This is a genomic window from Rhizobacter sp., from assembly GCA_021153565.1.
In the GTDB taxonomy this organism is placed as follows: Bacteria; Pseudomonadota; Gammaproteobacteria; order Burkholderiales; family Burkholderiaceae_C; genus Albitalea.
On sequence record JAJKJU010000179.1, the window covers coordinates 1 to 12,971 of the forward strand.

At 63.8% G+C, this 12,971-nt stretch carries 10 protein-coding genes; 6 read left to right on the forward strand and 4 right to left on the reverse strand.

Annotated features, from left to right (window positions below):
• Window positions 1-148 precede the first annotated feature (148 nt).
• On the forward strand, window positions 149-1,678 hold the full coding sequence (locus AC30NL_RS11135; RefSeq protein WP_489464066.1) for a fumarate hydratase: 1,530 nt from the start codon (window positions 149-151) through the stop codon (window positions 1,676-1,678).
• A gap of 179 nt (window positions 1,679-1,857) precedes the next feature.
• On the opposite strand, the gene folE2 is transcribed toward AC30NL_RS11135, so the two are convergent.
• The 4 genes from folE2 to xseB form a co-directional block, all read right to left on the reverse strand.
• Entirely contained in the window at window positions 1,858-2,646 is a 789-nt protein-coding gene (folE2, locus tag AC30NL_RS11140; RefSeq protein ID WP_489464067.1) for a GTP cyclohydrolase FolE2, read from the reverse strand.
• A gap of 150 nt (window positions 2,647-2,796) precedes the next feature.
• Window positions 2,797-4,719 (reverse strand): 1-deoxy-D-xylulose-5-phosphate synthase, encoded by a 1,923-nt coding sequence (gene dxs / locus AC30NL_RS11145; RefSeq protein WP_489464068.1) that lies wholly within the window; start codon window positions 4,717-4,719, stop codon window positions 2,797-2,799.
• Window positions 4,720-4,728: 9 nt separating this feature from the next.
• Entirely contained in the window at window positions 4,729-5,646 is a 918-nt protein-coding gene (locus AC30NL_RS11150) for a polyprenyl synthetase family protein (protein ID WP_489464069.1), read from the reverse strand.
• The gene (gene xseB / locus AC30NL_RS11155) at window positions 5,643-5,885 is read right to left on the reverse strand and encodes an exodeoxyribonuclease VII small subunit (RefSeq protein WP_489464070.1); all 243 of its coding nucleotides are present in this window, start codon (window positions 5,883-5,885) and stop codon (window positions 5,643-5,645) included. The genes AC30NL_RS11150 and xseB overlap by 4 nt, the downstream gene beginning before the upstream one ends.
• 270 nt (window positions 5,886-6,155) lie before the next feature.
• Between xseB and AC30NL_RS11160 the strand changes: the two genes are divergently transcribed.
• The 5 genes from AC30NL_RS11160 to AC30NL_RS11180 all read left to right on the forward strand — a co-directional run bounded on the left by AC30NL_RS11160 (window position 6,156) and on the right by AC30NL_RS11180 (window position 12,741).
• Window positions 6,156-7,268 (forward strand): aromatic ring-hydroxylating oxygenase subunit alpha, encoded by a 1,113-nt coding sequence (locus AC30NL_RS11160; protein WP_489464071.1) that lies wholly within the window; start codon window positions 6,156-6,158, stop codon window positions 7,266-7,268.
• A 210-nt stretch (window positions 7,269-7,478) separates the two neighbouring features.
• Complete coding sequence (locus tag AC30NL_RS11165; RefSeq protein WP_489464072.1) at window positions 7,479-8,366, forward strand: DMT family transporter; 888 nt, start codon at window positions 7,479-7,481, stop codon at window positions 8,364-8,366.
• Between the two features lie 175 nt (window positions 8,367-8,541).
• On the forward strand, window positions 8,542-9,381 hold the full coding sequence (locus AC30NL_RS11170; protein ID WP_489464073.1) for a sulfurtransferase: 840 nt from the start codon (window positions 8,542-8,544) through the stop codon (window positions 9,379-9,381).
• Between the two features lie 157 nt (window positions 9,382-9,538).
• Window positions 9,539-10,141: an ECF-type sigma factor gene (locus tag AC30NL_RS11175; protein WP_489464074.1), complete on the forward strand. Its 603-nt coding sequence runs from the start codon at window positions 9,539-9,541 to the stop codon at window positions 10,139-10,141.
• A gap of 23 nt (window positions 10,142-10,164) precedes the next feature.
• Complete coding sequence (locus AC30NL_RS11180; RefSeq protein WP_489464075.1) at window positions 10,165-12,741, forward strand: serine/threonine-protein kinase; 2,577 nt, start codon at window positions 10,165-10,167, stop codon at window positions 12,739-12,741.
• Window positions 12,742-12,971: the final 230 nt, after the last annotated feature.

Below are 12,971 nucleotides of genomic sequence, written 5' to 3' on the forward strand. Positions count from 1 at the left end.
CGGGATGCGATGCAAGGCGCTCCGAGCGCCGTGTGGCGAGCCACACAAGTGAGGAGCAACGCCGCAGCGCGCCCGCCCAGCGCCCCCAAAACGGGAAATTGGTTCGGGCCAAATCCAAAGCGCCACTTTCCACCGCGAGACTCCCGACATGACCACCATCCGCTACGCCGACCTCGTCGAGAGCGTCGCCGCCGCACTGCAGTACATCAGCTACTACCACCCGTCTGACTACATTGCGCACCTTGCCAGGGCCTACGAGTCAGAGCAAAGCCCGGCCGCCAAGGACGCCATTGCACAAATCCTTACCAACTCGAAGATGTGCGCCGAAGGGCGCCGCCCGATCTGCCAGGACACCGGCATCGTTAACGTGTTCCTGAAAATTGGCATGGATGTGCGTTTTGAGGGCTTTCCGGCGGGCACTGCGGTGGAAGACGCCGTCAACGAAGGCGTGCGCCGGGGCTATCTCGACCCGGAGAACAAGCTGCGCGCGAGCATCGTGGCCGATCCACACTTCGACCGAAAGAACACCAAGGACAACACGCCAGCCGTCGTGCACGTGTCGCTCGTGCCGGGCAACACGGTGGACGTGCAGGTCGCGGCCAAGGGTGGCGGCAGCGAGAACAAGAGCAAGTTCGTGATGATGAACCCGAGCGATTCGCTGGTCGACTGGGTGCTGAAGACGGTGCCGACCATGGGCGCCGGATGGTGTCCGCCGGGCATGCTCGGCATCGGCATCGGCGGCACGGCCGAGAAGGCAATGCTGCTGGCCAAAGAGAGCCTCATGCAGGACATCGACATGTACGAGCTCAAGCAGCGTGGGCCGCAGAATAAGGTCGAAGAGTTGCGCATCGAGCTGTGCGACAAGATCAATGCCCTGGGCATCGGCGCGCAAGGCCTGGGCGGCCTGACGACAGTGCTCGACGTGAAGATCGCGACCTATCCGACGCATGCGGCCAGCAAGCCGGTGGCGATGATCCCGAACTGCGCGGCAACACGTCATGCGCACTTCGTGCTCGACGGGTCAGGTGCTGCCTACCTCGAACCGCCCAGCCTCGACCTCTGGCCTGACGTGAAGTGGGCGCCCGACTACAACAAGAGCCGCCGCGTCAACCTCGACACGCTCACACGCGAGGAGGTAGCAAGCTGGAAGCCGGGCGACACCCTGCTGCTCAACGGCAAGATGCTCACCGGCCGCGACGCAGCGCACAAGCGCATCCAGGACATGCTCGCCAAGGGCGAAAAGCTGCCGGTGGACTTCACCAATCGCGTCATCTACTACGTCGGCCCGGTCGATCCAGTGCGCGACGAAGTGGTCGGCCCTGCCGGCCCGACGACAGCCACGCGCATGGACAAGTTCACTGAGATGATGCTCGACAAGACCGGCCTCATCAGCATGATCGGCAAGGCTGAGCGCGGACCGACCGGCATCGAGGCGATCAAGAAGCACAAATCAGCCTATCTGATGGCCGTCGGCGGCGCGGCTTATCTGGTGGCCAAGGCCATCAAGGGCGCCGAGGTTGTCGGCTTCGCAGACCTCGGCATGGAAGCCATCTATGAGTTCGATGTGAAAGACATGCCCGTCACCGTGGCCGTCGATGCCGACGGAGTCTCGGTTCACAACACCGGCCCGAAGGAGTGGGCGGCGAAGATCGGGAAGATTCCGGTCGCGACAGTCTGATTGGTGACAGTCTGATTGGTATTAGTTGCCCGGTCTTCGCTCCCTCTCCCTCTGGGTCCCTCTGGGAGAGGGCTGGGGTGAGGGCCGTGGGCGGTGAATAAAAAGCCATGGGTTGCCATCACGGCAGCCCCTCACCCAACCTCTCCCCAGAGGGGCGAGGCGCCAATACAAGTTGCCTCTCAGCGCTCGATGCGCGCGTAGGCTGAATGCGCGTGGATGGATTCGAAGTTCTCGACGTCCACGCTGTAGCGCCCGATTCGCGCATCGGCATTGAGCCGCAACGCCACATCGCGCACCAAGTCTTCGACGAACTTTGGGTTTTCGTAGGCACGCTCGGTCACCCACTTCTCGTCGGCGCGCTTCAACATCGGCCAGATTTCGCTCGATGCGCTTTCCTCGGCGAATCGAACCAGCTCAATCCACTCGATCTCGTCCTTCAACTCGACGCGGATCGTCACGTGCGAGCGCTGGTTGTGGGCGCCGTAGTCCGAGATTTCCTTTGAGCAGGGGCACAGTGACTTCACCGGCACCACAACCTCCGCCCAGATCGCCGTGACGCCAGCACGCGCTTCCGCGATCCATCGGCCCTGGTATTCGAGAAGACTCTCGACGCCGGAGACTGGGGCGCGCTTGCGCAAGAAGAAGGGAAACCGCGCCTCGATGCGGCCCTCGTTCGCATGCAGCTTTTCCAGCATGTTCGCAAAACCGTTGCGCAGGCTGTTCAGGTCGAGCGGTGCATCGATCTCATTGAGCCACGCGACGAAGCGCGACATGTGCGTGCCCTTTTGCTCGGCAGGTAGCGCCACGTCCAGATCCCATTGCGCCACCGTGGGCAGAACCGCCTTGCCGATGCGCAGTTCGACGGGATAGCGAACGTCCTTCACGCCGACGCGTTGAATCGCAAGATGCCGCTCGTCGCGCTCGCTTTGCGTGTCGGGAATGTGCAGCGCGTCTTTCAAATTGCTCATGTGATTCATTCAAGTCCCCGCGCGCCGTTCCGTATCGTTTACATCGGCGCGGCGCTGACCAACCGCCTCATGTTCGTACCGTTCGTACCTGAAGGATGTCATCTATCGACCAACTTTGTGGCCCCAAGGGCATGAACAACTTCTCTAGTACTAGCGGTTAGCGGCCGGCCGCACCAAAGCAGGCCGCGCTCCGAACCGCTTGAGCACCGATTGCTCGATGCCGGCGGCGTCCAGACCGCACATCGCCATCAGCTTGGCCGGATCGCCGTGTTCGACGAATTCATCCGGCAAGCCGAGCATGAGCACCGGCACCGTGATCCCGGCTTCGCTCAAGGCCTCGACCACAGCGCTGCCGGCACCGCCCATGGTGCAGCCCTCTTCCACGGTGACGATTGCATCATGGCTGCGCGCGAGTTCTGTCACCAGCGCGACATCGAGCGGTTTCACGAAGCGCATGTTGGCCACCGTGGCATCGAGTCGTTCGGCGGCCTGCAAAGCCGGATACAACATCGTTCCGAAAGCGAGGATGGCGACTCGCTTGCCGCCCTGCCCTGCGGCACGGGCCGCCTCGCGGCGAATTTCGCCCTTGCCGAAGGGAATCTCCGTCATCTCGGCCACGATCTCCGCCCCGACACCCGAGCCGCGTGGATAGCGCACGGCCACTGGATGGTTCTGCATGAAGGCGGTGTATAGCAACTGGCGGCATTCATTCTCGTCTGACGGCGTGAGCACGCTCATGTTCGGAATGCAGCGCAGGTACGCGATGTCATAGGCGCCGGCATGCGTGGCGCCGTCGCCGCCGACCAGGCCGGCGCGGTCGAGAGCGAACACCACCGGCAAATTCTGGATCGCCACATCGTGGATCAACTGGTCGTAGGCGCGCTGCAGAAAGGTCGAATAGATGGCCACCACAGGCTTGAGCCCTTCGCAAGCCAGGCCCGCGGCAAATGTCACTGCATGCTGCTCGGCGATGCCGACGTCGTGGTAGCGCGACGGAAAGCGCTTCTCGAAATCGACCATGCCCGAGCCTTCGCGCATCGCGGGCGTGATGCCCACGAGCCGCTTGTCCTTCTCGGCCATGTCGCACAACCATTGGCCGAAGACCTGCGTGAACGAAATCTTCGGTGGCGTGCTCGCCTTCGAAAATCCGATGATCGGGTCGAACTTGCCGGACGCGGAGTGGTACTTGACTGGATCGGCCTCGGCCAGCTTGTAGCCGTAGCCCTTCTTTGTCACGACGTGCAGAAACTGCGGCCCCGGCTTGTCGCGCAGGTTCTCGAGCGTGGGGATGAGCGAGTCGAGGTCGTGACCGTCGATCGGGCCAACATAGTTGAAGCCGAACTCTTCAAAGATGGTGCCCGGCACGACCATGCCCTTGGCATGTTCTTCGAAGCGCCGCGCCAACTCGAACAACGGCGGCGCGTTCTTCAGCACCGTCTTCGCGCCCTCACGGGCCGCCGTGTAGAACTTGCCGCTCATCAACCGTGCGAGGTAGCGATTGAGTGCACCCACCGGCGGCGAGATCGACATGTCGTTGTCGTTCAGGATGACAAGCATGTCCGCCTGCCCGCAGGCGTGTGGCATGCCGGCATTGTTCAGCGCCTCGAACGCCATGCCGGCGGTCATGGCGCCGTCACCGATGATCGCCACCGTCTTGCGCGCCTCGCCCTTCATCTTGGCCGCGATGGCCATGCCCAGCGCAGCGGAAATCGAGGTCGACGAGTGCGCCGTGCCGAAGGTGTCGTACGCACTCTCGTCGCGACGCGGAAAGCCGCTGATACCGCCCAGCTGGCGCAAGGTAGGCATGCGGTCGCGCCGACCCGTGAGGATTTTGTGCGGATAGGTCTGGTGGCCCACGTCCCACACCAACCGGTCGTAGGGCGTGTTGAAGACGCTGTGCAATGCGACAGTGAGCTCGACAGTGCCCAGGTTGGAAGACAGGTGCCCGCCGGTTTGGGAAACGCTTTGCAACAGGAAGTCACGCAACTCGATCGCAAGCTGCTTGAGCTCGCTGCGCGACAGCCGGCGAGTGTCCGCCGGACTGTTGATGGTTTGCAGCAGTGAGTGATTCATGTGAGAGCGTCAGTTGTCCCGTTCGACGACCTTGTCGGCCAAGAGGCTCAGGCAGGCCGCGTTCGCCAGGCCGCTGCGTCTGAGGGCCACCTGGGCCTTGTCGCGCAGCTCGGCAGCATGACGGCGGGCGGCGGAAAGGCCCAGCACGGTCACGTAGGTCGGCTTGTTGTTGTCCAGGTCCTTGCCTGCGGTCTTGCCCAGTGTTTCCGACGCCTGCGTCACGTCGAGAATGTCGTCGACAACCTGGAAGGCCAGCCCCAATGCATCGCCGTAATCGGTGAGTGCGTCCCATTCCGCATCACTGGTGGTTCCGGTTGCCGCGCCCATCAGCACGCTGGCCTGAAGCAGCGCGCCGGTTTTTCGATGGTGCATGTCACGCAGCGTGTGCTCGTCCAGCGGCTTGCCGATGCTGGCGAGATCGATCGCCTGGCCTCCTGCCATCCCTGCATGCCCGGCAGCTCGGGCCAGCAGGCCGCACAGGCGGGCCTGCAAGGTGGGCGGAACGCCCTCGCCGTCTGCGAAGGCTTGGCTGTCGGCAGCAGTCGGCGTCAGCACTTCAAAGGCAAGCGCCTGCATGGCGTCGCCGGCCAGCATGGCCTGCGCTTCGCCGAACTGCACGTGCACTGTGGGTTTGCCTCGGCGCAGCACGTCGTTGTCCATGCAAGGCATGTCGTCGTGGACGAGGGAATAGGCGTGGATGAGTTCGACCGCGCAGGCCGCACGCATGGCGGCTTCGCGCAGGCCGCCCACTGCCTGGCAGGCGGCGAGAACGAGAAGCGGCCGAACCCGCTTGCCGCCGTCGAGCACGCCGTAACGCATGGCAAGGCCCAGGCCGGCCGGCGTGTTATCGGGCACCCACGCCTGCATTGCGGATTCGACCGCGTCGAGTTCGGCACGAGTCCAGGATTCGAATTCGGATCGCTTCATGCGGACGTCCACGGCTTCAGTTCACCGTCTTCAAGAACCTTGACCTGCTGCTCCACGGCTTCGAGCCGGAGGCGGCAATAGCTCAACAACTGCGCGCCACGCTTGTAGCTTTCGAGCAGCTTGTCCAAGGGAAGCTGCCCCCCTTCCATGGCGGCGACCAGGCGCTCCAATTCGGCCAGGGCGTCTTCGTAGGTTGGCGAAACTGCTGCCTCTTCGGTAGGCGGGATTGCTCGTGCCATTTTTGCGAGGTGAAACCTTGGATTGTAGTCAGCCGGACCACTTGTAAACCCCTTGAAGGCAACCACCTGTGGAGCGCAAGTCTCTACGGCGCCGCCTTTGGTAGGCCAAAACCCACCCCGCGGGTACAATCCGCGGCCCGCTGCACCGGGGGCTGTTCACCCGGACAGCAAACGAACAGCAGCGCTTCATTTCATTACCTACTCATTCTTCCCCCGCGGGGGCGGGCCGACATTGTTGGATTTTTTCTCGTTGGGGAGATCCTGGGCATCATGTCCGACCTGAGCATCACCCTTGAAGCTCTCGAGCGAAGCCGCTCACAACTTTCGGTAACCAGCTATTTCGACGACGATTTGTTTCGTCGCGAGATGGAGCTCATCTTCCAGCACGGGCCCCGCTACCTGGGGCACGAACTGTCAGTGCCCGAGGTTGGCGACTACCACGCCCTGCTTCATGAAGGCGAGGGCCGCGCACTTGTGCGCACACCCGCGGGCGTCGAACTCATTTCCAACGTGTGCCGGCACCGTCAAGCGGTGATGCTTCGCGGTCGTGGCAATACACGCAGCAACATCGTATGCCCGCTGCACCGCTGGACTTACGACTTGAAGGGTCAATTGATCGGTGCACCGCACTTCAAGAACGACCCCTGCCTGAACCTCAACCGCTACAAGACGCAGACCTGGAACGGCCTCATCTTCGAGGACAACGGACGAGACATCGCCGCCGACCTTGCCTCCCTGGGCCCCAAGGCGGACCTGGACTTCGGTGGTTACGTGCTCGACAAGGTCGAGTTGCACGAGTGCAACTACAACTGGAAGACCTTCATCGAGGTCTACCTCGAGGACTACCACGTCGCCCCTTTCCACCCGGGTCTCGGCCAGTTCGTCAGCTGCGAAGATCTGAGCTGGGAGTTCGCACCGCAATTCTCGGTGCAGACGGTCGGCGCGAACAACGCGCTCGCCAAGGCCGGTTCGGTCACCTATCGCAAATGGCACGACGCCGTGCTCGCCTACCGCAATGGCGTGCCACCAAAGCACGGCGCGATCTGGCTCACGTACTACCCGAACATCATGATCGAGTGGTATCCGCACGTGCTTGTTGTGTCCACGCTTTATCCCAAGGGCCCGCAAAAGACTCTGAATGTTGTCGAGTTCTACTACCCCGAAGAGATCGGCGCTTTCGAGCCCGAGTTCATCCAGGCGGAGCAAGCAGCCTATTGGGAAACTTGCGAGGAAGACGACGAGATCGCGCTGCGCATGGATGCGGGCCGCAAGGCCCTGATGGATCGAGGCGACGACGAGGTCGGCCCCTACCAAAGCCCCATGGAAGACGGCATGCAGCAGTTCCATGAGTGGTATCGCCGGGCGATGAAGCGGCGCGCGTAAGGACATGGCCCGGAATAATTTCCCGTTTTGGGGGCCCAGGGCGGGATGCGATGCAAGGCGCTCCGATCGCCGTGTGGCGAGCCACACAAGCGAGGAGCAACGCCGCAGCGCGCCCGCCCTGCGCCCCCAAAACGGGAAATTATTCCGGGCCATGTCCTAAGCCGCGCACCGCATTAGGCACGGCCGTGCGACGGCGGGCAGAATGCCCGCATGGCTGCGCCATGGTTGATGGTTTTTGCGTCGTTTCTGTTCGCCATGATGGGCGTGTGCGTGAAGCTCGCCTCCGAGCACTACGGCACCGGCGAGATCGTGTTCTACCGCGGCCTCATCGGCGTGCTGGTGATGGGGCTGCACGCATTACAGCAAGGCGGTACGCTGCGCACGCGCGTGCCGGCGATGCACTTCTGGCGCAGCCTGGCGGGCGTCACCGCGCTGTGCCTGTGGTTCTTCGCCATCGGCAAGCTGCCAATCGCGACGGCGATGACCTTGAACTATTCGTCCTCGGTGTGGATGACGCTCTTTCTCATCGGCGGGTCGATGCTGATCGGTTCGCAGCACGTGCCTGCCCGGCTCATCGTGACAGTGCTCATCGGCTTCGCGGGCGTAGCGCTGATTCTTCAGCCCACCATCAAACAGAACCAGTTGTGGTATGGCCTGATCGGGCTGCTGTCGGGGATGATTTCCGCGACGGCATACCTGCAGGTGAGCGGACTCGGCCGTGCCGGCGAGCCGGGCTTCCGAAGCGTCTTTTACTTTTCGCTCGGGGGAATCCTGGCCGGCACGCTGCTGACTTTCGGCGCGGGGTGGCATGCGCACACCCCAGTGGGCATATTTCTTCTGCTGGCGGTCGGCGTGCTCGCGACTGTCGCGCAGCTGATGATGACCAAGGCTTATTCGACCGGCCGCCCACTCGTGAACGCCAGTCTTCAGTACCTCGGCATCGCCTTCTCGTACGGCTGGGGCGTGCTGCTCTTCGACGATCGCATCACCGTGCTTGCGATCGCCGGCATGGTTCTCATCGTGGTGGCGGGCGTTCTTGCGGCACAGTGGCGACCCGCCCAGGCGGCCCCTTCGAGTACCCTGCCAGCCGAATTCTGAGAGGCTGAGAGTATTTCGAGCGTGTCCGAGCAGCACGTCAAAAGGCGCCTGATCTAGGCGCAAAGCGCAGCCATAGCTCGTGCTATGGCGAGCATATGCAACGACGAGCAGGGGCCTTTTGGCGTGATGAGCGGGCATGATCGAAATACTCTCAGCCTCTGAATCCACATTGCACATGACCTACGACACCCTCATCACTGCACAACAACTTCGTGAACTGCCTGCCGGCGGCAAGCCGCTCGTGATTCTCGACACGAGCTTCGACCTCGCTGACACGCAAGCCGGCGAGCGCAGCTACCGCGAAGGGCACCTGCCCGGCGCGCGGTACGTGCATCTCGACCGTGACTTGAGCGCTGCCAAAACGGGCCGCAACGGGAGGCACCCGCTGCCATCTCGCGAGGTGTTTGCAGCCAAAGCTGGAGAACTCGGCATCGGCCCACAGACCCAGGTGGTGGTGTATGACCGTCAAGGCGCGATGTTCGCGGCCCGCGCCTGGTGGATGCTGCGCTGGCTGGGACACGAAAACGTGGCCCTGCTCGATGGCGGGATGGCCGCTTGGCAGACGGCAGGTGGGGCGATTGAAACCCATGCGCCGGAAGCCCCGACCCTACCGCCCTACCCGATCAAGGAATCGCTGGTTGCGACCATCGATGCCGACACCCTCGCTGCGAAGCTGGGAAAGTTTCGTCTCATAGACGCCCGCGCCGCAGAACGATTCCATGGCGACGTGGAGCCGCTCGATGCGCAGGCCGGCCACATCCCTGGTGCATTGAACCGCTTCTTCAAGGACAACCTCGCGGCCGACGGACGCTTCAAGTCCCGCGAGCAGTTACGTTCGGAGTGGGCGCCGCTTCAGGCAGGCGGCACGCCGGTGGTTCATCAGTGCGGCTCGGGAGTGACGGCCTGTCACAACCTTTTCGCGATGGAACTGGCTGGCCTGGGAACCTCCTCGCTCTATCCCGGTTCGTGGAGCGAATGGTCATCTGATCCATCACGACCTGTCGCCAAGGGCTGAGAGCCTCTGATTCCGCAAGACCACAGGGTCGTGAGCAGAAATTTCCAGGATCTCGACCAACCCTCTACACTGCGCGGCCCTTGGGAAGGGTTGCGGCTTGGCGGGAGGTTTGCCAAGCCAACCGGGTCGTTCCAGGGAACCGAATAAAAACTCTCTCATGTCGAAGTCCGCCTGCACTGCTTCAATTACCCACTTGCTCAACGGCTGGGCGCACGGCGATGACGAGGCACTGGAACGTCTCGCTCCACAGATATATCCCGATCTTCGCCGCATGGCTCGTCGCCATATGAGGGCAGAGGCCGACGGGCACCTTCTTCAGAGCACCGGCCTGGTCCATGAGGCCTTCATGCGCCTGGCCGAAGAACGCAGCATGCAATGGACCTCGCGCGGCCAGTTTTTCGGCTGGATGTCGATGCTGATGCGACGGATTCTCGTCGAGCACGCGCGCAGCCGCCAAGCGGCCAAGCGGGGCGGCGGCATCGCTGAACACAGCCTGGAGGCACTGCAGGACAGCGAGGACAACGATCTGCATCCTGACCGCGAGTCGAGCGGCGACTGGATGGCCCTGTTGCAACTGCACCAGGCGCTGGAGCGACTGGAGGCGCTCGATCCCCGGCAGGGCCGCGTGGTGGAGTTGCGTTTCTTTGGGGGACTCAATGTCCTGCAGACCGCCGAGACGCTCGACATTTCGGTGGCGACGGTCAAGCGCGAATGGTCTACCGCCCGTGCTTGGCTCGTGCGCGAGTTCGGCAGCGCGTAGCCTGTGCCGCGGGGAACCAAGGGATGAGTTCCAGTCTATCCGGCCATTGCGACGCGGCCGAGGCGGAAGGCGCCGATCGCTGGCAGCGGCTGAAAGGCATCCTGGCCGACGCGCTAGAGCTACCCGCCGAAGAGCAGCAGGCTTTTCTCGAAGACCATGCCAGCAATGAGACAGAGCTTGCCGAACTGCAGGCACTGCATGCAGCCGGGCAGGCCGGCAACCGCTTACTCGACGAGGGCGCTACGGCGCTCGCGGAACAGGCCGTGGAAGCCCGGCTCGGACTCTCGTGGATCGGCCGTCGAGTGGGGCGTTACCGCCTGGCGGACCTCATCGCGCGTGGCGGCATGGGTCAGGTGTACAGGGCCGAGGCGGTCGACGGCAGCGCGGCACCGCCTGTGGCAGTCAAACTCATGAAGGACGGCTGCGTCGACGAGGCGATGGCGCGCCGATTCCTGATCGAGCGGGATACGCTGGCCCGGCTCGACCATCCCAATCTGGCAAAGCTGCTCGATGGCGGCATGGTCGATGGCGTTCCTTACCTGGTCATGGAGCTCGTTGTCGGCGAGCCGATCGACGGCTATTGCGGTCGCCATGAGCTTGTCCTGGAAGACAAGCTTCGGCTGTTTCAGTGCCTGTGCGACGTGGTGCACTACGCGCATGGTCAAAACATCGTCCACCGCGACCTGAAGCCCTCCAATGTGCTGGTCACGCCGGGAGGAGTGGTAAAGCTTGTGGACTTCGGTATCGCCAAGCAAATGAGCGATGCGCCGCAGACCAGCACCGCGACCGCGATGCGCGCAATGACATTGGCCTGCGCCAGCCCTGAGCAGGTACGAGGCGACCCGATTACGCCGGCCAGCGACATCTATTCGCTCGGTGTGTTGCTGTACGGCCTGCTGTGCGGCGCAAGCCCTTATGGCGCTGCCCTTGAAGGCACTGACCTGGACCTGCGCAACGCCATCTGCCGCAGCAAGCCGGTGCCGCCGAGTCGGGCGCACAGCCCGCTCGACCGGGCCGCCCGCCGCCACTTGCGCCCCTGCCTGGACAAGGTGGTCATGAAAGCCCTGCGCAAAAAGCCCAGCCGGCGCTATGCGAGCGCAGCTGAGCTTTCGGCCGATATCGGCCGTTGCCTTGCGGGCGAGCGGCCGCAGCCACTCTGGGAGCTTCACCGCAAAGGTCTGCCGCCACGGGCGTTGGCAGCTTGCGGCATGACCGTGCTGCTGTGCTTGGGCACCTCCGCCTTTGCACTGCACCGGGCCAGCCAGAAGGCGCTGCAGGCGCAGCAATACCTGACAGATCTGCGCAAGTGGGTAGGTACCGCTGTGAATCAGCAGGGCGATCTTCAAGACCTGCCCGCTGCAGCCTCCGCACGCCGGCTGATCGTGAGCCGCACGCTTGACCAGTTGGAGCGCCTGCGCCTCCAGGCGGACGATGACCCCGGGCTGTGTGTCGAACTGGCTGGCATCTTCCGCCGCATTGGGCAGGCGCAAGGTGCCCAGACGGGCGAGGGCGTGCTAGGCCTGGGCGACTTGACCGGCGCCGAAGCCAGCCACACCGCCGCCATCAGCCTGTTGGAACTGGCGCTGCGGCAGAAACCCGAGGCCGCGCTGCTGCAAGCAGTGCGCATCGAGCTCGCGCAGGCGCGAGCCGGAATCGCGGCGTTACTTGCGTTGCAGGGGCGCAGTGCCGAAGCCGCTGCGCAGGCCGAGCAGGCGCTGGCCCAAGTGCGGCAAGCAGCCGCCGCCGATCCGGCCGACCCGGCGGTCCGAATGGCGCTGGCGCAGACCCAAGTGCAGGTGGTGCGGACGCTGCTGTTTGGAGGCCGGGAGACCGAGATTGAGCCTGCGATGCGAGCGGCGCAAACCACACTGGACCGCTGGCTGGCCCAGTCGCCCGGCCAAGCGCAGGCGCTAAGACTGCTCGTTGTTCTGCATGGCCTGCGCGCAGACGCGATGCTGCGAATGAACGTGGATGTGTCGCAAAGCGCTTCGCATGCCGTGCACGCCTTGCAAGATGGCATTGCTCTGCTCGATGACCTGAGGCGCCGCCAGCCGCAGGCGCGCGACCTGATGACCCTGGCCGCCACCTTGCAACTCCGGCTCGGCGAGGCGCGGCTCAAGTCACAACAAACCGCCCAGGCGGTGGCGAGTGGCACGCAAGCCCGCGAGCTGGCATCCCAGCTCAGGCAGGCCGAACCCGATAACCCATCGCTGCAGTGGCTGCTGGCCGATGCAGCCACGGCGCTCGGCCATTCGCTGCTGGCCGCGGGCGACTCCAGCGCGGCAGTGCAAGCCGCCACCGAAGCCGTCCAGGCCTTGCCGGCGGCGCCAACGACGACCATGGACGACCGGATCGGATTGTTCAAGCGCGGCGAGGCCCATCGAGTGCTGGCGCAGGCGCTGCTGGTCCATGCCTCGCTTCAGCCTGCCTCCGGCGATGACAGTATTCCGGCCGACTGGCTGGCCGCCTGCGAGAACTACCGCCAGAGTCTGAAGCTGCTGACAGCGCTGGTGCCTCGCTGGAAGAGCGATCCATGGGTGGGCGACGCGGCACACATCATCGAGATGCGGCAGGTGTTGCGCACTTGTCCGCAGACCTGACATCTCGATCAGCCATGGCGGCCCGTTCCCGGCATCACAGCCCCACGCTTTGCACCATCCTCCGCAAGCATCTCTACCTGGGATTTGGCCCGAAACAATTTCCCGTTTTGGGGGCGTTGGGCGGGCGCACTGCGGCGTTGCTCCTCACTTGTGTGGCTCGCCACACGGCGCTCGGAGCGCCTTGCATCGCATCCCGCCCAGCGCCCCCAAAACGGGAACTTATTCCGGGC